19 protein-coding genes are annotated in these 21,819 nt (G+C 71.5%); 6 read left to right on the top strand and 13 right to left on the bottom strand.

Going from position 1 to position 21,819, the window contains the following annotated elements:
• Window positions 1-57: 57 nt before the first annotated feature.
• From secG to uvrC, 9 genes are all read right to left on the bottom strand, one after another.
• Window positions 58-297: a preprotein translocase subunit SecG gene (gene secG, locus DJ010_RS07000; RefSeq protein ID WP_109692904.1), complete on the bottom strand. Its 240-nt coding sequence runs from the start codon at window positions 295-297 to the stop codon at window positions 58-60.
• 211 nt (window positions 298-508) lie between these two features.
• Window positions 509-1,393 carry an SDR family oxidoreductase gene (locus DJ010_RS06995; protein ID WP_245927300.1) on the bottom strand — a complete coding sequence of 295 codons (885 nt, stop codon included), beginning with the start codon at window positions 1,391-1,393 and terminating at the stop codon, window positions 509-511.
• A gap of 156 nt (window positions 1,394-1,549) precedes the next feature.
• Window positions 1,550-2,356: a triose-phosphate isomerase gene (gene tpiA / locus DJ010_RS06990; protein WP_109692903.1), complete on the bottom strand. Its 807-nt coding sequence runs from the start codon at window positions 2,354-2,356 to the stop codon at window positions 1,550-1,552.
• 2 nt (window positions 2,357-2,358) lie between these two features.
• The gene (locus DJ010_RS06985; protein ID WP_109692902.1) at window positions 2,359-3,567 is read right to left on the bottom strand and encodes a phosphoglycerate kinase; all 1,209 of its coding nucleotides are present in this window, start codon (window positions 3,565-3,567) and stop codon (window positions 2,359-2,361) included.
• Window positions 3,568-3,581: 14 nt separating this feature from the next.
• On the bottom strand, window positions 3,582-4,577 hold the full coding sequence (gene gap, locus DJ010_RS06980; RefSeq protein WP_109692901.1) for a type I glyceraldehyde-3-phosphate dehydrogenase: 996 nt from the start codon (window positions 4,575-4,577) through the stop codon (window positions 3,582-3,584).
• 166 nt (window positions 4,578-4,743) lie between these two features.
• Window positions 4,744-5,730, bottom strand: a complete 987-nt coding sequence (gene whiA, locus DJ010_RS06975; RefSeq protein WP_109692900.1) for a DNA-binding protein WhiA — start codon at window positions 5,728-5,730, stop codon at window positions 4,744-4,746.
• 48 nt (window positions 5,731-5,778) lie between these two features.
• Window positions 5,779-6,741 (bottom strand): gluconeogenesis factor YvcK family protein, encoded by a 963-nt coding sequence (locus tag DJ010_RS06970; RefSeq protein WP_109692899.1) that lies wholly within the window; start codon window positions 6,739-6,741, stop codon window positions 5,779-5,781.
• A gap of 7 nt (window positions 6,742-6,748) precedes the next feature.
• Complete coding sequence (rapZ, locus tag DJ010_RS06965) at window positions 6,749-7,630, bottom strand: RNase adapter RapZ (RefSeq protein WP_109692898.1); 882 nt, start codon at window positions 7,628-7,630, stop codon at window positions 6,749-6,751.
• Window positions 7,627-9,570 (bottom strand): excinuclease ABC subunit UvrC, encoded by a 1,944-nt coding sequence (uvrC, locus tag DJ010_RS06960; protein WP_109692897.1) that lies wholly within the window; start codon window positions 9,568-9,570, stop codon window positions 7,627-7,629. Before uvrC ends, rapZ begins: the two co-directional genes overlap by 4 nt.
• A gap of 102 nt (window positions 9,571-9,672) precedes the next feature.
• Between uvrC and DJ010_RS06955 the strand changes: the two genes are divergently transcribed.
• Window positions 9,673-10,962 carry a tetratricopeptide repeat protein gene (locus tag DJ010_RS06955; protein WP_109692896.1) on the top strand — a complete coding sequence of 430 codons (1,290 nt, stop codon included), beginning with the start codon at window positions 9,673-9,675 and terminating at the stop codon, window positions 10,960-10,962.
• On the opposite strand, the gene DJ010_RS06950 is transcribed toward DJ010_RS06955, so the two are convergent.
• The 3 genes from DJ010_RS06950 to uvrA form a co-directional block, all read right to left on the bottom strand.
• Window positions 10,952-11,380 carry a Rieske (2Fe-2S) protein gene (locus DJ010_RS06950; RefSeq protein ID WP_109692895.1) on the bottom strand — a complete coding sequence of 143 codons (429 nt, stop codon included), beginning with the start codon at window positions 11,378-11,380 and terminating at the stop codon, window positions 10,952-10,954. The two genes, DJ010_RS06955 and DJ010_RS06950, sit on opposite strands and share 11 nt — an antisense overlap.
• Window positions 11,377-11,871 carry a Rieske (2Fe-2S) protein gene (locus tag DJ010_RS06945; protein WP_109692894.1) on the bottom strand — a complete coding sequence of 165 codons (495 nt, stop codon included), beginning with the start codon at window positions 11,869-11,871 and terminating at the stop codon, window positions 11,377-11,379. The genes DJ010_RS06950 and DJ010_RS06945 overlap by 4 nt, the downstream gene beginning before the upstream one ends.
• A gap of 62 nt (window positions 11,872-11,933) precedes the next feature.
• Complete coding sequence (gene uvrA / locus DJ010_RS06940; protein WP_109692893.1) at window positions 11,934-14,885, bottom strand: excinuclease ABC subunit UvrA; 2,952 nt, start codon at window positions 14,883-14,885, stop codon at window positions 11,934-11,936.
• 174 nt (window positions 14,886-15,059) lie between these two features.
• Here uvrA and DJ010_RS06935 point away from each other — a divergent pair, with 174 nt between their 5' ends.
• Genes DJ010_RS06935 through DJ010_RS06925 form a run of 3 tightly spaced genes read left to right on the top strand, consistent with a single transcriptional unit; the run spans window position 15,060 to window position 18,410 of the window.
• Window positions 15,060-15,761: a maleylpyruvate isomerase family mycothiol-dependent enzyme gene (locus DJ010_RS06935; RefSeq protein WP_158282960.1), complete on the top strand. Its 702-nt coding sequence runs from the start codon at window positions 15,060-15,062 to the stop codon at window positions 15,759-15,761.
• Window positions 15,758-16,429 carry an MBL fold metallo-hydrolase gene (locus DJ010_RS06930; RefSeq protein ID WP_109692891.1) on the top strand — a complete coding sequence of 224 codons (672 nt, stop codon included), beginning with the start codon at window positions 15,758-15,760 and terminating at the stop codon, window positions 16,427-16,429. The genes DJ010_RS06935 and DJ010_RS06930 overlap by 4 nt, the downstream gene beginning before the upstream one ends.
• 37 nt (window positions 16,430-16,466) lie before the next feature.
• Window positions 16,467-18,410: a GMC family oxidoreductase N-terminal domain-containing protein gene (locus DJ010_RS06925; protein WP_109692890.1), complete on the top strand. Its 1,944-nt coding sequence runs from the start codon at window positions 16,467-16,469 to the stop codon at window positions 18,408-18,410.
• A 70-nt stretch (window positions 18,411-18,480) separates the two neighbouring features.
• Here the strand turns inward: DJ010_RS06925 and DJ010_RS06920 are convergent, their stop codons facing one another.
• On the bottom strand, window positions 18,481-18,684 hold the full coding sequence (locus DJ010_RS06920) for a cold-shock protein (protein WP_109692889.1): 204 nt from the start codon (window positions 18,682-18,684) through the stop codon (window positions 18,481-18,483).
• A 325-nt stretch (window positions 18,685-19,009) separates the two neighbouring features.
• Between DJ010_RS06920 and DJ010_RS06915 the strand changes: the two genes are divergently transcribed.
• Both DJ010_RS06915 and DJ010_RS06910 read left to right on the top strand, forming a co-directional pair.
• Complete coding sequence (locus tag DJ010_RS06915) at window positions 19,010-20,914, top strand: hypothetical protein (protein ID WP_109692888.1); 1,905 nt, start codon at window positions 19,010-19,012, stop codon at window positions 20,912-20,914.
• The gene (locus tag DJ010_RS06910) at window positions 20,911-21,819 is read left to right on the top strand and encodes an SDR family oxidoreductase (protein ID WP_109692887.1); all 909 of its coding nucleotides are present in this window, start codon (window positions 20,911-20,913) and stop codon (window positions 21,817-21,819) included. Before DJ010_RS06915 ends, DJ010_RS06910 begins: the two co-directional genes overlap by 4 nt.

Here is a 21,819-nt window from a genome sequence, read left to right as displayed (position 1 = left end):
TCTCTCCTCAGCTCGATCCGGCGCCGCCGGGCGCCTTCAGGGTTTCCCGGGGGTCGATCAGTTCTGGTAGGCCAACAGGAGCCCGAGGGCGACGACACAGGCGAACCAGATCACGCCGATGCCGACCGTGAATCGGTCGAGGTTGCGCTCCGCGACGGACGAGCCGCCGAGCGAGCTCGAGACGCCACCGCCGAACATGTCCGAGAGTCCGCCACCCCGACCTTTGTGCAGCAGCACGAGCAGGATCATGATCAGGCTCGTGAGCACGAGCAGGACGGTGAATAACGTTTCAAGCACGACAGGGATCCTACGTCAGCCTCGACCGCGTACCGAACCGGGACGACCGTGTGGACAGGAGATCCCGCCGAGGCGGGCATGTCGTAGGACCGGCGGACGCCCTCACGCCTCGGCCGGACCGACCCTTGAAGTTGCCCGCGGTGTCATCGGCTCGGACTGGCCGTGTCCGACTCGCCTCAGATCGACACCGGCTGCCCGCCGGTGACCGCGATCACCTCTCCGGTGATGTAGCTGGACTCGGCCGACCCAGGTAGACGAAGGCCGTGGCGACCTCGACCGGCTGGCCAGCCCGTCCGAGCGGGGTCTGCTCGCCGAAGGTCTCCACCTTCTCCTCGGGCATGGTCGCGGGGATGAGCGGCGTCCAGATCGGGCCGGGCGCCACGCAGTTCACCCGGACCCCCTGCTCGGCGACCATCGATGCGAGTCCCCGGGTGAAGTTCACGATGCCGGCCTTGGTGGTGGCGTAGTCCAGCAGCTCGGGTGACGGTGACGCCGCCTGCACCGAAGACGTGTTGATGATCGACGAGCCGGCGCGCATGTGCGGCAGGGCCAGCTTGCACAGCCAGAACATGGCGTACAGGTTCGTCTTCATCACGCGGTCGAACTGCTCGGTGGTGATGTCGGCAATGCCCCCAGGCTGGACCATCTGGTACGCAGCGTTGTTGACCAGGATGTCGATCCTCCCCAGCTCGTCCACCGCACGGTCGACCAGCTGACGGCACGCGTCCTCCCCGGTGAGGTCGGTCGGGACCAGGACGGCTCTGCGTCCGGCGTCCTCCACCAGACGTGCGGTCTCCTGACCGTCCTCGTCCTCCCCGTCCAGGTAGGCGAGGACCACATCGGCGCCCTCCCGGGCGAAGGCGAGTGCCACAGCGCGCCCGATTCCCGAGTCGCCACCGGTGATGACCGCGGCCCGACCGTCGAGTCGCCCGTGACCCCGGTAGGTGGTCTCCCCGTGGTCGGGCTCGTCGCGCATCGCCGGAGTGACCGAGCCTGGGTCCCCTGGCTTCGGCAGCTGCTCGCCCTCGGTGTGCGGCTGGGTGTGCGCCTCGACGGGGTCCTCGAGTGCGCCCCCGGCTGCATGTTCGTCGGCCATGACCATCGTCCTTCGCAGGTGTCGCCGGGAGCTTCCGGCCGGGCTATACCCGCACCGGGCACCGGGAGACCCCTGGCTGCCCCCTGAAAGGGGAACACCGGCGGGCGCAGAACTGCAGGGGCGCTGCCGCCGACAGTGAGCTGCGGCGGCCTGCGCTCAGTGGGTGCCGAGCTGCGGCATGTCGTAGAACCGGCTGATGCCGCCGAACTCGTCGGCCTGCAGGCTCGCACCACCGACCAGACAGCCGTCGATGTCCGGCTGGGCCATGATCCCGCCGACGTTGGCGGCCTTCACGGAGCCGCCGTACTGGATGCGTACGGCGTCGGCGACGTCGGCGCCGTACGACTCCTTGATCTGACCACGGATCGCCCCGCACACCTCCTGGGCGTCGTCGGGCGTGGCGACCTCGCCCGTCCCGATCGCCCAGACCGGCTCGTAGGCGATGACCAGGCCGGCGACCTGCTTCGCGGTGAGCCCGGCGAGCGAGCCGACGACCTGCGCGGTGTTGTAGGGCACGTGGGTGCCCTCCTGGCGGACCTCCAGGCCCTCGCCGACGCAGACGATCGGGGTGATGCCCGCCGCCAGCGCGGCCTTCGCCTTCGCGGCGACCAGCTCGTCGCTCTCGCCGTGGTACTGCCGGCGCTCGGAGTGGCCGACGGTGACGTAGGAGCAGCCGAGCTTCGCGAGCATGCCCGCGGAGATCTCCCCGGTGTAGGCGCCCGACTCGTGCACGGACACGTCCTGCGCGCCGTACTTGATCGCCAACCGGTCCCCGTCGACGAGCGTCTGCACGGACCGGATGTCGGTGAACGGCGGCAGCACGACGACCTCGACCTTGCCGAAGTCGTGCCGCTTGTCGGCGAGCGTGAACGCGAGCTTCTGGACCAGCACCACCGCTTCCTGGTGGTTGAGGTTCATCTTCCAGTTGCCCGCCATGATCGGCGTGCGGGAGGTGCTGGCCATCGTCACTCTTCCTCGTCGAGCAGAACGGTGATGCCGGGGAGCTCCTTGCCCTCGAGGTACTCGAGGCTAGCGCCGCCACCGGTGGAGATGTGGCCGAACGCGGCCTCGTCGAAGCCGAGCGTGCGCACCGCGGCCGCGGAGTCACCGCCGCCGACGACGGTGAGGCCGTCGACCTTGGTGAGCGCCTCCGCAACCGCCCGGGTGCCGGCGGCGAACGCGTCGACCTCGAACACCCCCATCGGGCCGTTCCAGAAGACGGTCCTCGCGTCGGCGAGCGCCTTGGCGTAGTCCGCTGCTGCGTCCGGGCCGATGTCGAGCCCGAGGCTGTCGGACGGGATCTCCGAGGCCGGTACGACGCCAGGGGCCGGCGTGCGGTCGCCGGAGGGGAACTCGGTGTCGACGACGATGTCCGTCGGCAGCAGCAGCTCCACCCCGGCCTCGTGGGCACGACGGAGATAGTCCCGACAGGTGTCGAGCTGGTCCTCCTCGAGGAGGCTCTTGCCGACCTCGTGGCCCTGTGCGGCCAGGAACGTGAACACCATGCCGCCGCCGACGAGGAGCTTGTCGGCCTTGCCGAGCAGGTTGTCGATCACGCCGAGCTTGTCGGAGACCTTGGACCCGCCGAGCACCACGACATAGGGACGCTCCGGGTCGACGGTCAGTCGCCGCAGCACGTCGACCTCTGCGGCGACCAGCCCGCCCATGGCGTGCGGCAGGCGCTGCGCGACGTCGTACACCGAGGCCTGCTTGCGGTGCACGACACCGAAACCGTCGGACACGAAGGCGTCGGCCAGCCCGGCGAGCTGGTCGGCGAACGCGCCGCGCTCGGCGTCGTCCTTGCTGGTCTCCCCCGCGTTGAACCGCACGTTCTCGAGCACGGCGACCTGGCCGTCGGCCAGCCCGGCCACCACCTGCCGGGCGGACTCGCCCACGGTGTCGGTCGCGAACGCGACGTCCTGGCCGAGCAGCTCGCCGAGTCGCGCGGCGACGGGCGCCAGCGAGTACGCCGGGTCGAGCTCGCCCTTGGGACGACCCAGGTGCGCGGTCACGACCACGCGGGCACCGGCGTCCGCCAGTGCCTTGATGGTCGGGACGCTGGCCCGGATCCGGCCGTCGTCGGTGATCGTGGTGCCGTCGAGGGGCACGTTGAGGTCGGACCGGACGAGGATCCGCTTGCCGCCTACCTCGCCCAGCCCGGCGTAGCTGCCCATTCCTCGGCCGACGCTCAGAGGGTGGCGCCGACGTGGACGATCAGGTCGGCGAGGCGGTTGGAGTAGCCCCACTCGTTGTCGTACCAGCCCGCGACCTTGACCTGGTTGCCGATGACCTTGGTCAGCGGCGCGTCGAAGATGCAGGACGCGGGGTCGGTGACGATGTCCGAGGACACGATCGGGTCGGTCGAGTAGCGCAGGATGCGGCCGTCGGCAGCCGCCTTCACGGCCTCGTTGACCTCCTCGACGCTGGTCTCGCGCGACGCCTCGAACGAGAGGTCGGTGAGCGAGCCGGTCGGGGTGGGCACGCGCAGCGCGTAGCCGTCCAGCTTGCCCTTGAGCTCCGGGAGGACCAGGCCGATCGCCTTCGCGGCACCGGTCGAGGTCGGGACGATGTTGAGGGCCGCGGCGCGGGCGCGGCGCAGGTCCTTGTGGATGTTGTCCTGGAGGTTCTGGTCCGCGGTGTAGGCGTGGATGGTCGTCATCAGGCCCTTGTTGATGCCGACTGCGTCGTTGAGCGCCTTGGCCATCGGGCCCAGGCAGTTGGTGGTGCACGACGCGTTGGAGATGACGGTGTGCTGCTCGGCGTCGTAGAGCTCGTGGTTGACGCCCATCACGACGGTGAGGTCCTCGTTCTTCGCGGGCGCGGAGATGATGACCTTCTTGGCACCTGCGTCGACGTGCGCCCGCGCCTTGGTGGCGTCGGTGAAGAAGCCGGTCGACTCGACGACGACGTCGACGCCGAGGTCGGCCCACTTCAGGGCGGCCGGGTCGCGCTCGGCGAACGCCTTGATCTCGGTGTCCCCCACGACGATCGCGTCGTCGGTCGAGGTCACGTCGGCGTCGAGCCGGCCGAGGATCGAGTCGTACTTGAGCAGGTGCGCGAGGGTGGCGTTGTCGGTCAGGTCGTTGACGCCGACGATCTCGATGTCGAGGCCACTCGCGCGAACGGCGCGGAAGAAGTTGCGGCCGATCCGGCCGAAGCCGTTGATGCCTACACGTACGGTCACAGGGTTGCTCCTTGTCTCGGTGGTGGGTGTTCGGTCACCCGCCTTGACTGGATCGCGGGCGTTCAGTCACCCGCGCCAGCAACCCTACAAGTGGCGCCGGGACGCATCCCGACCAGTCCCGCGGTACGTGCGGGTAACAACGATCACGCCACCTGTGGCGGGTCGGTCAGCCCTCGCCGGCGAGCATCTCGGGCGTCAGCGACGCCTCGGTGTCCGGGATGCCGAGGTCCTCGGCCCGCTTGTCGGCCATCGCCAGCAGCCGTCGGATGCGGCCGGCGATCGCGTCCTTGGTGAGGACCGGGTCGTGCAGCTGACCGAGCTCCTCGAGCGAGGCCTGCTTGTGCTCGAGCCGCAGCCGGCCGGCCATCCGAAGGTGGTCGGGGACCTCGTCACCGAGGATCTCCATCGCCCGCTCGACCCGCGCGCCGGCGGTGACCGCGGCCCGGGCGGACCGGCGGAGGTTGGCGTCGTCGAAGTTGGCGAGCCGGTTGGCGGTCGCCCGGACCTCGCGCCGCATCCGGCGCTCCTCCCAGGCCATCAGCGTCTCGTGGGCGCCGAGCCGCGTCAGCAGCTGACCGATCGCGTCGCCGTCGCGGATGACCACGCGGTCGACCCCGCGGACCTCCCGCGCCTTCGCCTGGATGCCGAGCCGTCGGGCCACACCGACCAGGGCCAGCGCCGCCTCCGAGCCGGGGCAGGTGACCTCGAGCGAGGACGAGCGACCCGGCTCGGTGAGCGAGCCGTGAGCCAGGAACGCGCCCCGCCAAGCGGCGACCGCGTCGCACCCACCGCCGGAGACCACCGCAGGCGGCAGGCCGCGCACCGGCCGGCCACGCTGGTCGAGCAGTCCGGTCTGGCGGGCGAGCGCCTCTCCGTCCTTGACGACGCGGACGATGTAGCGGCTGCCCTTGCGGATGCCGTTGCCCTGCACCATCACGACGTCGGACGACTGGCCGTACATCTCCGCGATGTCGCGCCGCAGCCGGCGGGCGGCGGCGCCGGTGTCGAGCTCGGCCTCGACGACGATCCGGCCGGCGACGATGTGAAGGCCACCGGCGAACCGCAACGTGGAGGCGACCTCCGCCTTGCGACAACACGCCTTGGTGACCGAGGTGTTGGCCAGTTCCGCCTTGACCTGAGCCGTCATCGCCATGGAAGTGATCCTGCCACGGAGGTCAACAACCCTCGACGGGATCCCGGGTCAACCTTGCTGCATGATCCGGGCGTACGCTGCGGCGAGCAGAGCCGGGTCGTGACGCGGGCTGCCGTCGCCCATCGCGACGTCGTCGATCACCAGCTGCGCGCCCAGCGCCGCGACCATCGCGCCCAGCTCGTCGGCGGCGTCGCCGACGCTCTCCCGGTCGGCCAGGACCGTGTGGACGGCGAGGTCGGGGGCGTGCTCGGCGAGCACCGCCAGGTGGTCGGCCGGGCCGAAGCCGGGCGTCTCCCCCTCCTGCTCCGTCAGGTTGAGTACGACGATCAGCCGGGCCTCCGTGGCGACGAGCGCATCCCGCAGCTGGGGCACCAGCAGGTGCGGGATCACGGACGTGAACCACGATCCCGGGCCGAGCACCGCCCAGTCGGCCCCGCCGATCGCGGCGAGCGCCGCCGGGCTGACCTCGGGGTCGGGCGGGTCGAGCGCGATCGAGGCGATCACGCCGTCGGTGGTCGCGACCTCCACCTGGCCGCGCACGGTGACCAGGTCGTCCGGGCCGGCGCCGATGCCCCGCACCTCGGCGGTGATGTCCATCGGCGTCAGCGCCATCGGCAGCACCCGTCCCTTGGCGCCGAGCAGGCGACCGACCCAGTCGAGGGCGTCGACGTCGTCGCCGAGCAGCTCCCACAGCCCGACGATGAGGAGGTTGCCGACCACGTGGCCGCGCATCTCGCCGTCACCCGCGAACCGGTGCTGCAGCACCTTCGCCCAGGTGGCGCCCCACTCGTCGTCGCCACAGAGCGCCGCGAGCGCCATCCGCAGGTCGCCGGGTGGGAGCACGCCGAACTCGCCCCGCAGCCGCCCCGACGATCCGCCGTTGTCGGCCACGGTGACCACCGCGGTCAGCTCGTCGACAGTGAGGTCGTCGACCAGCATCCGCAGCGCTGTCAGCGATGCGTGGAGCCCGTGGCCGCCGCCGAGCGCGACGACCGACTGTGCCCGGATCATCCGCGGATCACTCTCGTCCCAGGTCTCGGTGGAGGGCGCGGGCGACGTAGCCGAGCTCCTGCATCCGGCGCGCGATCTCCTCGCTCATCGCCACGCTGCGGTGCTTGCCGCCGGTGCAGCCGATGGCGACCCGCATGAACCGCTTGCCCTCGCGCAGGTAGCCCTCCGCCACCCCGCTCAGCAGCCTCACGTACTGGTCGAGGAACTCCTGGGCCGCCGGCCGGTCGAGCACGTAGTCGGCGACGTCCTGGTCGCGCCCGGTGTGCGCCCGCAGCTCGGGCACCCAGTGCGGGTTGGGCAGGAACCGCATGTCCGCGACGTAGTCGGCGTCGACCGGGATGCCGTACTTGAAGCCGAAGCTGATCGTCGTCACCCGCAGCCGGGTGGTCTCGGGCGTGCCGAACGACTCGGCGATTCGGTCGGTGAGCTGGTGGACGTTGAGGTTGCTGGTGTCGATGACCAGGTCGGCGTCGCTGCGCAGGTCGGCGAGCACCACGCGCTCCCGCTCCAGGCCGTCGAGCAGCCGGCCGCCCTCCTGGAGCGGGTGCGGGCGGCGCACCGCCTCCTGCCGTCGCACGAGCACGTCGTCGGAGGCGTCGAGGAAGACCAGGGTGGTGTTGCGGCCGGTGACGTCCTGCGCCAGGGCGGCCTGGAGACCCTGGAAGAACGAACCCGACCGGACGTCGACCACGACGGCGATCCGCTGACTGCGGCCCTGGCTCTCGTCGACCAGCCGCACCACCTCGGGCAGCAGGCTCGGCGGCAGGTTGTCGACGACGTAGAAGCCGAGGTCCTCCAGCTCCTTCGCCGCCGTGCTGCGGCCGGCGCCGGTCATCCCGGTGACGACCACCAGCTCGCCCGCCGGCTCCCGGCTCGTCTCGACGCTCATGGCGTCGTAGTCTTCCGCGTCCCGCGGCCGCCCGCCGCATCCCCCGCCGCGACGGCGTCCTTGATCGCGGTGGCGGTGCGCGGTCCGATGCCGGGCACGGCGGCGATGGCATCGACGTCGGCCTCGCGGAGCTTCTTCAGCGAGCCGAAGTGCCGCAGCAGCGTCTTGCGCCGGACCTCCCCCAGGCCGGGCACGTCGTCGAGGACGCTCTCGACCATCGACTTCGACCGCCGACCGCGGTGGTGGGCGATCGCGAACCGGTGCGCCTCGTCGCGGACCCGCTGCAGGAGATACAGCCCCTCCGACGTACGCCGGAGGATGACCGGGTCGGGCTCGCCGGGCAGCCACACCTCCTCGAGACGCTTCGCGAGGCCGCACACCGGGATGTCGTCGATGCCGAGCTCGTCGAGCGCCCGCTGCGCGGCGGCCACCTGGGGCGCACCACCGTCGACCACGACCAGGCCGGGGGCGTAGGCGAACTTCCGCGGCCGCCCGGTGTCGGGGTCGACCAGCATCGGGCCGTCCTCCCCCATCCGCTCCTCGCTGCGGGACTGCTCGTCGAGCAGCCGGCGGAACCGGCGGGTGATGACCTCGTGCATGGCCGCGACGTCGTCGGAGCCCTCCTGGTCGCGGATCACGAACCGGCGGTACTCGCTCTTGCGGGCCAGGCCGTCCTCGAAGACGACCATCGACGCGACGATCTCGGTGCCCTGGATGTGGGAGACGTCGTAGCACTCGATGCGTAGCGGAGCCTCGTCGAGGCCGAGCGCCTCGGCGATCTCGGCCAGTGCGCGGTTGCGGGTGGTGAGGTCGCTGGCGCGCTTGGTCTTGTGCAGGGCCAGCGACTCTTTCGCGTTGCGCGCGACGTTCTCCTGCAGCGAGCGCTTGTCGCCGCGCTGCGGGACCCGGATCGAGACCCGGGACCCGCGCAGGTCGCTGAGCAGCTGCTCGAAGGTGGCGGGGTCCGGCGGAAGCTCCGGCACCAGGATCTCCTTGGGCACCGCGTCCGGCTCACCGGCGTACAGCTGGAGCAGGAAGTGCTCGACCAGCTCGGAGGTGTCGCCGTCGTCGGTGCGGTCGGCCACCCAGCCCCGCTGGCCGCGGATCCGCCCGCCGCGCACGTAGAAGACCTGGACGGCGACCTCGAGCGGGTCCTCGGCGAGCGCGATCACGTCGGCGTCGGCTCCGTCGCCGAGCACGACGGCCTGCTTCTCCAGCGCCTTCTGCATCGCACCGAGGTCGTCGCGCAGCCGGGCGGCCCGCTCGAAGTCGAGGGCGTCGCTGGCGGCGTACATCTCCTGCTCGATGCGCCGGATGAACGGCCGGGTGCGACCCGCCATGAACTCGCAGAAGTCGTCGACGATCGCACGGTGCTGCTCGGCGTCGACGTTGCCGACGCAGGGCGCGGCGCACTTGTCGATGTAGCCGAGCAGGCAGGGGCGCCCGATCTGCTGCGACCGCTTGAACACCCCGTTGCTGCACGACCGCATCGGGAACACCCGCAACAGGATGTCGACGGTCTCCCGGATCGCCCACGCGTGGCTGTAGGGCCCGAAGTAGCGGGTGCCCTTGCGCTTGGCGCCGCGCCCGACCATCACCCGCGGGAACTCCTCGCCGACGGTGACCGCCAGCCAGGGGTACGACTTGTCGTCGCGGTACTTCACGTTGAAGCGCGGGTCGAACTCCTTGATCCAGGAGTACTCCAGCTGCAGCGCCTCGACCTCGGTCTTGACGACCGTCCACTCCACCGAGGCGCCGGTGGCGACCATGGTCGCGGTGCGCTGGTGCAGGTTGCCGATGTCCTGGAAGTACGACGACAGCCGGGACCGCAGGTTCTTGGCCTTGCCGACGTAGATGACCCGCCCCTGCTTGTCGCGGAACCGGTAGACCCCGGGCTCGGTGGGGATCTCGCCCGGTTTCGGGCGGTAGCTCTGCGACACGCTCCCACCTTACGGACGGGCACCGACCGCGCTCACACCGTGGCAGGCAGATGCGGGCACCCATTGCTCGTTCCGGCGGGGGTGGCGAGGCACCATGTCGGCATGGGATGTCGTGACGACTACGGCTATCCGCTGACCACCAGCCCGACGGCGGCGGCGGCGTACGTCGACGGTGTCCGCGCCCTGCTCCGTCTGCGCCGGGACGCCCACGTCCGCATCGCCGCCGCGCTGGCCCACGACCCGACCTTCGCCCTCGCCCACGCCGACCTGGCCCTGCTCGGTCACGAGCTGTGCCTCGACGTCGACATCGCGTCCCGCCTCGACGACGCGCGCCGACTGTCCGCCCGTGCCAGCGACCGGGAGCGCAGCCACGTGCACGCCGTCGACCGGCACCTCCAGGGCGACCCGCAACCGCTGCTCCAGCACCTCGCCGAGCACCCCCGCGACGCCGTGCTGCTCTCGGTCGCGATGCCGACGATCGCGTTCGCCGGCGTGACCGAGGTGCCCGCCGAGGCGTGGGCGATCGTCGAGCGCGCCGCTCCGGCCTACGGCGACGACCCCTGGTTCCTCGGCCTGCTGGCGTTCGTCCGCCAGGAGCAGCGCCGGTACGACGAAGCGATGAAGCTCGCCACCACCGCGCTCGCCGCCGACCCCACCTCGGGCCACGCGGCCCACGCCCGCGCGCACGCGCACTACGAGACCGGCGACCACGGGCCCGGGCTGGCCTGGATGGACGCCTGGATCGCCGGCGACGGCGCAGCGACCGAGAGCCTCACGCACTTCTCCTGGCACGCGGCTCTGCACGAGCTGTCGCTCGGCGACCTCGAGGCGGTCCGGCGGCGCTACGAGACCCAGCTCCAGCCGCTGCACGCCGTCGGCTGCCGGGCCCTCGTCGACACCGGCTCGATGCTCTACCGCTGGGCGCTGACCCCCGATGCCGAGGCCGTGCCCGGCCTCGAGGAGGTTGCCCGGATCACCGGCCGCCGGACCTTGGAAGCGCCCGCGACCGCCTTTCTCGGCATGCACTCGGCGGTGACACTGCTGGCGCTCGGCGACCTCGACGGCCTGCGCCGCCTCTCCCACCGCTGCGCGCAGCACCCGCACGTCGGACTGCGGGAGGTCGTGGCGCCGCTCGCCGACGCGTTGGGGGACCTGGGCTCCGGCCGCGCGAGCCAGGCGGCCGACCGGCTGGCTGTCCTCGCACCGCACTGCTGGCGGCTCGGCGGCTCCGACGCGCAGCGCGAGATCGTCGAGGAGACCCGCATCGCTGCCCTCCTCCGGGCCGGGCGGTACGACGAGGCGCGGCTCGTCCTCGACGCGCGGCTCGACCGCCGGCCGTCCCCCCGCGACGAGCGCTGGCGCCGGACGACGCTGCTGCCCGCTACGTCGTGACGATCCGGTCGCCGTCGACCTCGATCCGCACCTCGGCGAGCGCAGACCCGGCCGGCCCCTTCGTGACCTCGCCGGACGCCAGGTCGAACTCGCTGCCGTGGTTGTCGCAATGGATGACGCCGTCCTCCACCGACCCCACGAGCAGCTGCTGGTGCGTGCAGACCGCGGTGAACGCCATGAACTCGCCCTCGGTCGGCTGGGTGACCACGACCTTCTCGTCGACGAGCACCACGCCGCCGCCGACAGGGACCTGGTCGGTCGTCGTCAGCTCGGTGCCGGACTCGACGTCCGTTCCTCCGCCTCCGCCGTCACCTTCGTCGTCGCCGGCGCAGCCCGCCAGTGCCGCCGCCACTCCGAGCGCACCCAGGCCGTGGAAGACGATCCGACGGCTGGCGCGGACCTGTCCGAGACTGCTCATCCGAGCACCACGCGGTCGCCCTCGACCGACACACCGACCTCGCCGAGCGGCTGCGACGCCGGACCGGCGGTCACCGAGCCGTCCTCGATCGAGAACCGGCTGCCGTGGCACGGGCAGCCGATCGTCCCGTCGGTGACCTCCGTGACCAGGCACTGCTGGTGGGTGCAGACGTTCGTGAACGCCTTGAACTCACCCTCGGACGGCTGGGTGATCACGGCGTCGTCGGTGACGATGCCGCCGCCGACCGGAACGTCGGAGGTCGGGATTCCGTCGGCCGGAGGCGGGGCCGTGCTCTCGGCCGCTGTGCTCTCCCCCTGCGTCGGCGTACCCGAGGCTGTCGGCGAGCTCTCGGCAGACGACGCCGCGTCGGACGCGCTGGTCGTCGAGTCGCCCCCGTCATCACCGCAGGCCGCGAGCAGCGGGACCCCGATGCCGGCCGTTGCCGCTCCCGAGATCGCCCGGCGTCTGCTGATGGATCGCTTGATCGTCATACCGTCCTCAACGTACGGAGCCCGCGTCGGGTTCAGTCACGCGCGACATTCTTGGTGAACGCTCAGCGACGGGCGGTGGCGCGCTTCTTGGCGGGCTTCGAGGCCGCCGCCGAGGCCCGCTTGCGCTTCGGCTGCGCCGCGGCGCGTCCCTCGAGCAGCGGCCGCAGGAAGTCGCCGGTGAAGCTGCCCGGCGTCGCCGCGATCTGCTCCGGCGTGCCCTCGGCGACCACCGTGCCGCCCCGGGAGCCACCCTCCGGGCCCATGTCGATGATCCAGTCGGCGGTCTTGACGACGTCGAGGTTGTGCTCGATGACGAGCACCGTGTTGCCCTTGTCGACCAGCGACGACAGCACGCCCAGCAGCTTGCGGATGTCCTCGAAGTGCAAGCCGGTCGTCGGCTCGTCGAGGACGTAGACCGTGCGGCCGGTCGACCGCTTCTGCAGCTCGGTCGACAGCTTCACGCGCTGCGCCTCGCCACCCGACAGGGTCGTCGCGGGCTGCCCGAGACGGACGTAGCCGAGACCGACCTCGACCAGCGTCTTCATGTGGCGCGCGATCGCCGGCACCGCGGCGAAGAACTCGAGCGCCTCCTCGATCGGCATGTCGAGGACCTCGGCGATGGTCTTGCCCTTGTAGTGGACCTCGAGCGTCTCGCGGTTGTAGCGGGCACCGTGGCAGACCTCGCACGGGACGTAGACGTCCGGCAGGAAGTTCATCTCGATCTTGATCGTGCCGTCGCCGGCGCACGCCTCGCAGCGTCCGCCCTTGACGTTGAACGAGAACCGGCCCTGCTGGTAGCCGCGGATCTTGGCCTCGGGCGTCGAGGCGAAGAGCTTGCGGATGTGGTCGAAGACCCCGGTGTACGTCGCCGGGTTGGACCGCGGCGTCCGGCCGATCGGGCCCTGGTCGACGTGGATCACCTTGTCGACGTTGTCGATGCCGGTGATCTTCTGGTGACGGCCCGGGATCGACCGCGCGCGGTGCAGCTCCTTGGCCAGCGAGGTGTAGAGGATGTCGTTGACCAGGGTGGACTTCCCGGAGCCGGAAACGCCGGTCACCGCGACGAAGAGCCCCAGCGGGAAGCTGACGTCGATGTTGCGGAGGTTGTGCTCCTTGGCGCCGTGGACCCGCAGCTCCCGCCCGACCGTGCGCGGGCGACGGACGGCCGGCACCGGGATCTCGCGGCGACCGGAGAGGTACTCCCCCGTCATCGAGTCGGGGTGCTCGAGCAGCCCCTTGACCGTGCCGGAGTGGACCACCTGGCCGCCGTGCTCGCCGGCGCCCGGGCCGATGTCGACGACCCAGTCGGCGACGCGGATCGTGTCCTCGTCGTGCTCGACGACGATCAGCGTGTTGCCGAGGTCCTTGAGCCGGACCAGGGTCTCGATGAGCTTCTGGTTGTCGCGCTGGTGGAGTCCGATCGAGGGCTCGTCGAGCACGTAGAGGACGCCGACCAGGCCGGCGCCGATCTGGGTCGCCAGCCGGATCCGCTGCGCCTCCCCGCCGGACAGCGAGCCGGAGGGCCGGTCGAGGCTGAGGTAGTCGAGACCGACGTCGAGCAGGAACTGCAGCCGCTCCTGGATCTCCTTGAGCACGCGCTCGCCGATCTGGCGCTCGCGGGCGGAGAGGTCGACGTTGCGCAGGTAGTCGGCGGTCTCGTTGATCGGGAGCGCGCACACCTCCGCGATGTTCTTGCCGCCCGCCTCCTTGGGGCCGAGGGTCACGCCCATCGAGACCGGCTTGAGGCGCGAACCCTGGCACACCGGGCACGGCACCTCGCGCATGAAGCCCTCGAACCGGTCGCGGCTGACGTCGCTCTCGGCCTCGCGGTGGCGGCGCTCGACGTAGGAGCGCACGCCCTCGAAGTCGGCGTAGTAGGAGCGCTGCCGCCCGTAGCGGTTGCGGGTGACGACGTGGACCTTGGTCGGGTGACCGTCGAGGATCGCCTTGCGCGCCTTCGCCGACAGCTGCTCCCACGGCGTGTCCATGTCGAAGCCCAGCTCCTCGCCGAGCGCCTGGACCAGCTTGCCGAAGTAGTCGGCGACGTGGGCGTGGCTCCACGGCTGGAGCGCCCCCTCGGCCAGCGTGGCCGTCGGGTCGGGCACGACCAGCTCGGGGTCGACCTCCATCCGGGTGCCGAGCCCGGTGCAGGTCGGACACGCGCCGAACGGCGAGTTGAACGAGAACGAGCGCGGCTCGAGGTCGTCGGTGTCGATGGCGTGGTCGTTGGGGCACGCCATCTTCTCGCTGAACCGCATCTCGCGGCCCTCGTCGCCCTCGGGGAGGTCGACGAAGTCGAGGACGACCAGACCGCTGGCGAGGTTGAGCGCGGTCTCGACCGAGTCGGTCAGCCGGCGCTTCGCGCTCGCCTTGACCGCGAGCCGGTCGACGACGACCTCGACGGAGTGCTTGATCTTCTTGTCCAGGCTGGGTTGTTTCTGGGCGAGGTCGTCGAGGTTGTGGATCGCCCCGTCGACGCGGGCCCGGCTGAAGCCCTGGGTCTGCAGCTGCCGGAACAGGTCGACGAACTCGCCCTTGCGGCCGCGGACCACGGGCGCGAGCACCTGGAACCGGCGGCCCTCCTCGAGCGCGAGCACCCGGTCGACGATCTGCTGCGGCGTCTGCCGCTCGATCGGCGCACCGCAGGTCGGGCAGTGCGGCCGCCCGGCGCGGGCGTAGAGCAGCCGGAGGTAGTCGTAGACCTCGGTGATCGTGCCGACGGTCGAGCGCGGGTTCTTCGACGTGGACTTCTGGTCGATCGAGACGGCCGGCGACAGGCCCTCGATGAAGTCGACGTCGGGCTTGTCCATCTGACCGAGGAACTGACGGGCGTAGGCCGACAGCGACTCCACGTAGCGACGCTGGCCCTCGGCGAAGATCGTGTCGAACGCGAGGCTGGACTTGCCCGACCCGGACAGCCCGGTGAAGACGATGAGCGAGTCACGCGGCAGGTCGAGGGAGACATCCTTGAGGTTGTGCTCGCGCGCACCGCGGATGATGAGCTGGTCCTGCACTGCTGTCCGTTCGTCGTCTGGTCGGCGGTCCGGTGGTCGAGCCTGTCGAGACTCGAACAAGTGTTCGCTATCGTACGGCGTCGCACAAGTCGCCACGCTGCCGTTCACACTCTCATGCGCCGCCGACAACGGTGCCCTCGCGGACCGCTCGGACACGGGGCGATGATGGGTCCCGTGACCGACATCACCGACAGCGACGGCCTCACCGCAGCAACGGCGCGCCTCCTCGACACCGTCGACGGGCTCCGGGACGACGACTGGCCCGGGGCGAGCGGGTGCGCGGGCTGGAGCCGCGCCCACGTGATCGCCCACCTGGCCCTCAACGCCGAGGCGCTCGCGGGCGTCGTCCGCGGGCTGGCGGACGGCCGACCGACCGTCATGTACGCGTCGAACACCGCCCGGGACGCCGACATCGAGACGCTGGCGGCGCGACCAGCCGACGAGATCCGCGGACGGCTCCGCGCCTCGGCGGACGACTTCACCGCGGCGCTGACCGGCCTCCCCCGCGTCGCGCCCGACGCGACCTTCGACCGCACGCCCGGCGGGCAGCAGATGCTCGCCCGCGCGGTGCCGCTGCTCCGGCTGCGGGAGGTGGAGATCCACCACGCCGACCTGCGGGCCGGTTACGGCCACGCCGACTGGCCGGGCGAGACGGTCGTCCGGTTCCTCGAGCGCGACGTCGAGCGGTACGACGGCCCGCCGCTCCTCGCGTACGCCACCGACCTGGACCGCACCTTCGCGCTGGGGTCGGCCGAGGACGGCGCCGTCCAGGTCTCCGGCCCGGCCTCGGCTCTGGCATGGTGGCTCACCGGCCGGGACCCCGGCGACCAGCTGACCAGTGCGACCGGCGAGGTGCCGGGGATGGAGGGACGATGAGCTACACCGGAGCCGTCACGCCCGGCGGCACGGCCGACGTGCGCGAGCTGGCGCACCTGACGATCACCAAGGTCGCGGTCGACGAGCAGATGTCCAACAACGCTTACCTGCTGCGCTGCAACGAGACCGGCGATCAGGTGCTGGTCGACGCCGCCGCCGAGACCCACACGCTGCTGCCGCTGATCGGCGATGCCGGCCTCACGGCCGTCGTGACCACCCACCAGCACTGGGACCACCACCGGGCCCTCGCCGACGTGGTGGGCGCGACCGGCGCCGACGTCGTCGCCGGCGAGCCGGACGCCGACGCGATCACCGAGCAGACCGGCGTCCAGGTGACCAGGCGCGTGTCCGACGGCGACCGGGTCGCCGTCGGCGCCTGCGAGCTCGAGGTCATCCGCGTCACCGGGCACACCCCCGGGTCGATCTGCCTGCTCTACCGCGACCCCGACGGCCATCCCCACCTCTTCACCGGCGACTCGCTGTTCCCCGGCGGGGTGGGCAACACCTTCGGCGACAGCGCCGCGTTCACCACCTTGATCGACGACGTCGAGCACAAGCTCTTCGGCGCGCTGCCGGACGACACCTGGTTCTACCCCGGCCACGGCGACGACTCCACGCTCGGCGCCGAGCGACCCCGGCTCGGCGAGTGGCGCGAGCGCGGCTGGTAGCCGCCCACGGGACCGGACAGGGTCTAGCCTCGCGCTCATGACCTTCACCGCCCGCGAACGCGAGGCGATGCGCCTCATCTGCGACACCTTCGCCCCCGGCAACGCCGACGGCGTCCCCTCGGCCAGCGAGGCCGGCTCGGTCGACGTGGCCCTCGAGGTGGCAGCCGCCAACCCACGGGTGATCGAGGTGCGGCAGCTCAAGATGCTGCTGCGGATGTGGGACACCCGGGCGATGGCGCTCGCGCTGACCGGGCGGTCGCAGCGGTTCTCCCGCCTCGACCAGGCCGGCCGGGAGCGCTTCCTGCTCGCCATGTCCGACTCCCCAAGCGCCCAGCGCCGGGCACTGTTCGCGGCGCTCAAGTCCGCGGCCCTGCTGCCGTACTACATGGTGGCCGGTCCGGGCGCCTGGGACCCGATGGGCTACCCCGGACCGTTCGGCCGCCGCGACGACGCCCCCGCCCCCACCCTTCGCACCTTGCGCGCGACGACGGACGCCGACCTGACGTGCGACGTCGTGGTCGTCGGGTCCGGCGCCGGTGGCGGCACCGCGGCGGGCGTGCTCGCCAGCTCGGGCCTCGACGTCGTGGTGCTGGAGGCCGGCGACCACCACGACGAGCGGTTCTTCGACGGCGGCGAGGAGACCGGGTTCCTCAACCTCTACGCGCTGGCGCCCCAGGCCACTGCCGAGGGCCAGATCAGCCTCCTCGCGGGCCGCGGGCTCGGCGGTGGCACGGTCGTCAACTACACGACCTCGTTCCGCACGCCCGACCGGGTGCGGCAGGAGTGGGCCGACCTGGGGACGAAGCAGTTCGTCACCGAGGAGTACGACGCCGCGCTCGACGCCGTCTGCACGCGACTGGGCGTCAACACCGACCACGACGCGGCCGCGCCGCGCGACGCCCTGCTCGAGCGCGGCGCCCGCGCCCTCGGCTGGGACTGCCGGGCGATGCCGCGCAACGTCATCGGGTGCGACCAGGACGTCGAGTGCGGCCGCTGTGGCATGGGCTGCCGGCTGGGCGCCAAGCAGTCGACCGCCAAGACCTGGCTCGAGGACGCCGCGGCCGCCGGGGCCCGCATCTACACCGGCGTGACGGCCCGGCGGGTGACCCGGGCCGGTGGCCGCGCGACCGGCGTCGAGGCGGTCAGCGCCGAGGGCCGCCGGGTGACGGTGCACGCCCGCGCGGTCGTGGCGTCGGCGGGCGCGATCCAGACCCCCGCGCTGCTCCACCGCAGCGGCCTCACCAACCCGAACGTCGGCCGCCACCTCCGCCTGCACCCGGCCACCGCGCTGTGGGGGCTGATGGAGGAGCGCGTCGACCCGTGGGTCGGCTCGATGCAGAGTAGGTACAGCGACGCGCTCACCGACCTCGACGGCAAGGGCTACGGCGTGCTGTTCGAGACCGGCCCGCTCACCCCCGCGTTCGGGTCGGGGTTCGTCAACTGGCGCGGGGGCGCGGAGTTCCAGAGGCGGATGGCGGAGCTGAGCCACAGCCTCGGCGTCGCCGTACTGCTCCGCGACCGCGACTCGGTCGGGACGGTGCAGACCAAGCGCGACGGCCACCCCGTCGTCCGCTACCGGCTCTCACCCCACGACTCCGAGCACCTCGTCCAGGGCCTGCTCGGCGGGGCCCGGATCGCGGAGGCAGCCGGAGCCACGCGGATCAGCACCACCCACCACCGGACGGTCTCCTACGAGCCCGGGAAGCGCGGTTCGCTGTCGACGTTCGAGGCGGACGTGAGGGCGGCCGGGACCGACCCGGCGCGGATGGTGCTCGCGGCGCTGCACATCATGGGATCGGCCCGGATGGGCGACTCGCCGATCACCTCGGCCACCGACCCCGACGGCCAGACGTGGGACCTGCCCGGCCTCTACGTCGCCGACGCGTCCTGCTTCCCGACCTCGTCGGGCGTGAACCCGATGATCTCCATCGAGTCGATCGCCTACATGAACGCGACCCGGCTCGCCGCCCGGCTCGCCTGACCCCTCGGGAAATGCACGACGGCCCCGCCGGAGCGGGGCCGTCGCTGACGTCGTACGTCGACGCGTCGTCTCAGACGGCGCGGACGTTCTCGGCCTGCAGGCCCTTGGGGCCGCGGGTCACGTCGAACTCGACCTTCTGGTCCTCGGCGAGGCTCTTGAAGCCGCTGCCGGCGATGCCGGTGTGGTGGACGAACACGTCGCCCTCACCGGTGTCCTGCGCGATGAAGCCGAAGCCCTTGGTGTCGTTGAACCACTTGACGGTTCCGCTGGCCATGTCGATCTCCTTGCTGTTACTGCTGTCGAGACGCGCAGACGATGGTGCCTGCCGCGCGGAAGAAAACACCTGCACGTACCTCGACGGCAGCCCGATCGACAGGCCGCAAGGAACCACGTAAGTGAACCGGCGCCCTGCAGTCCTGCGCCGGGAGAGCTCGTCGGAGACGAGCCCCTTCAACTGCCGTGAAGCCTACCAGCGCCTGCCCCTTGTCCACGCTTCCGCGCGGCTGCGGCGACCGGACGGATAGCCGCTACAGTCTGTATCGAGAACCTCGCGTGACCAGCTCCCGGCATGGGAGGATCCGAACGAACGGAGTGCGGGCATGGACCTCAGGGCAGCGGAGACTCCCCCGGCTGCAGGCGCAGCCTTCGACGAGATCGCGATCGCCGGCGCCATGGCCGGTGTCGTCATCCTGTTCTTCGGGTGGGTGATCCTCCGCGAGCGTGCCGGGAGGCCCACGTTCGTCAGCCGGCTCGCCGACTGGTCCGCGGACCTGGTCCAGCTGCCGCGCTGGGTCGCACTGCCCTCGGCGCTCGGCCTGGTGTCGGTCCTGGTGGCCGGCTGGGGCGTGTGGTGGGACGTGCCGATCCACATGCAGAACGGTCGCGACGAGGGTCCGCTCGCGAACCCGAGCCACTACCCGATCTTCCTCGGCATCCTGGGCTTCTGCCACGCCGGGCTGCTCAGCATGGGCCTGGCACGTGACCCGCTGCCCCGGCACACGGTGCGGCTGTCGCGGACCTGGCGGGTCCCGCTCGGCTCACTGGTGATCACCGGCGCGGGCCTGATCGCGCTCGTCGGGTTCCCGGCCGACGACCTCTGGCACCGCCTGTTCGGCCAGGACGTCACCGAGTGGGGACCGACCCACGTGATGATGATCGGCGGGGCCGTGACCTTCGTCCTCGGCATCCCGCTCCTCCTGGCCGAGGCCGCGCAGGTCAGCGCGCCGCGCACGTCGGGCTTCATCGGCCGGCTCCTCGGCGCCCTGGCGATCACCGTCTGCGGGATCCCGTTCGCGTTCCTGATGGAGTTCGACCTCGGCGTGCCGCAGTTCCCCGCCGTGACCCAGTTCATCATCTTCGCGTTCCTGGCAGCGTGGATCGGCTGCGCCGTACGCCTCTGGCTCGGGCCCGGCGGTGCGTTGCTGGTCGGTGCCGCCTTCTGGACCGCCCACCTGTTCCTCTGGGCGACGATCTGGGCGTTGCCCGACGTGCTGACCGCACGGTGGCTGCTGCTCGTCCCCTCCGTCGTGATCATTGAGGTGGTCGCCGCGATCCTCCAGCCGAAGCGGACGGGGCGGGAGATCCCGTTCGTCGTCGTCTCCGGCGTGCTCGTCGGGTCGCTGGGCATGTACGGCGAGTGGCTGTGGTCGAAGTTCTTCATGCCGCTCCCCCAGCCGTTCGACGCCGACACCCTGCCGTTCCTGCTCGGCGTGAGCACGATCGCCGGCCTCGGCGGCGGCCTGATGGCGGCGTGGATGCTCAGCCGGCTCGTGCTCACCGGCAGCAGCGCGGCACCGCCGGAGGACCGGCCGGCGCCACGCCGATGGTTCGGGCTCGCAGGGCTGGCGATCTTCGCCGTGCTCATGGGCGTGTTCGGCGTGCCGAAGGCGCCGGAGACCTACACCGGCGTCGTCGGGTTCAGCGACGTGACGACCGGCGGCTCGGAGTGCGCGGGCACCGAGGAGAAGTGCCTGGCCACCGTCACCATCCGGCTCGACGACCCCGACGTGGCGGAGGACGCGGTCTGGTTCTACGCCCTCGCCTGGCAGGGACGTCCCGGAGGCGACTCCACCGGCGTCCCGCGCGACCCCCAGTCCGACGCACCCGGCATCGTGCGCACCGCACTGGAGCCCACCGGGGTGCCGGGCGAGTACCGCACCGAGCACCCGGTCCCGCTCTACGGCAACTGGAAGACCTTGCTCCGGCTCCACGTGGCGCCGAGCGAGATGGTGTCGTTCCCGCTCTACGCGCCCGACGACCCGGCCATCGAGAGCTCGCGTGGTCGCGCGATCGTCACGACCGACGGCCAGCAGGTCGAGACGGTGCTCGAGCGGGAGTTCCTCCAGCGCGAGCAGCGGGAGGACGTCCCGACTTGGGCGTGGACGGTCGGGTACATCGCCGTCATCGCGACCTGGCTGGCGCTGCTGCTGTTCTACGGCTGGTGCTACAACCGCGCCGCCCAACCGGTCGCCCCGTCGACCACGAGGACCAAGGAGACCGTATGACCGCCTCTCTCGCAGGACAGGTCGTCCTCATCACCGGCGGTGCGCGCGGCATCGGCGCGGAGACCGCCAAGGCGCTCGCCGACCGTGGCGCGAAGCTGGTCCTCACCGACCTCGACCGGGCCGCGCTCGACCAGACCGCCGCCGCGATCGGCGAGGACCGGTGCCTCGCCGTGGTGGCCGACGTCTGCGACCTGCCGTCGATGGAGGACGCGGTCGCGGCCGGCGTGCAGCGGTTCGGCCGGCTGGACGTGGCCGTCGCGAACGCGGGCATCGCGTCGTACGGCTCGGTCCTGCACACCGACCCTGCCGCGTTCAAGCGGGTGCTCGACATCAACGTGCTGGGGGTCTTCCACACCGCGCGGGCCGCCCTTCCCGCCCTGGTGGAGAGCAAGGGCTACTTCCTCGTCGTGTCGTCGCTGGCGGCGTTCGCCGCCGCTCCGGGACTGGCCGCCTACAACGCGAGCAAGGCGGGCGCCGAGCACTTCGCCAACGCGCTGCGGCTGGAGGTGCACCACCAGGGCGTCGCGGTCGGCTGCGCCCACATGTCGTGGATCGACACCCCGCTGGTGCGGGACGCGAAGAAGGACCTGTCGAGCTTCGCCGAGCTGATCAAGAAGCTGCCCTACCCGCTGAGCCGGACGACGTCGGTCGACGCGTGCGTGAAGGCGTTCGTCAGGGGCATCGAGAGTCGGTCCCGCCACGTCTACTGCCCGGGTTGGGTCCGCGCCGTCGGGCTCAACCGCAACGTCGTGAACTCGGCGGCCGGCAGCCGGGCGACGCTCCCGCACGTGCCGGAGCTGCTGCCGAAGATGGATGCCGAGGTGGCAGCTCTCGGCCGCGCCACGAGCGCGCGCAACGTCGCCAACGCAGCCGACCCCGCCGCGGTCGTCGACCCGAAGGAGTGA

Source organism: Nocardioides silvaticus (assembly GCF_003160695.1).
Classification (GTDB): domain Bacteria; phylum Actinomycetota; class Actinomycetes; order Propionibacteriales; family Nocardioidaceae; genus Nocardioides; species Nocardioides silvaticus.
This window is presented reverse-complemented; position numbering and strand designations above follow the sequence as displayed.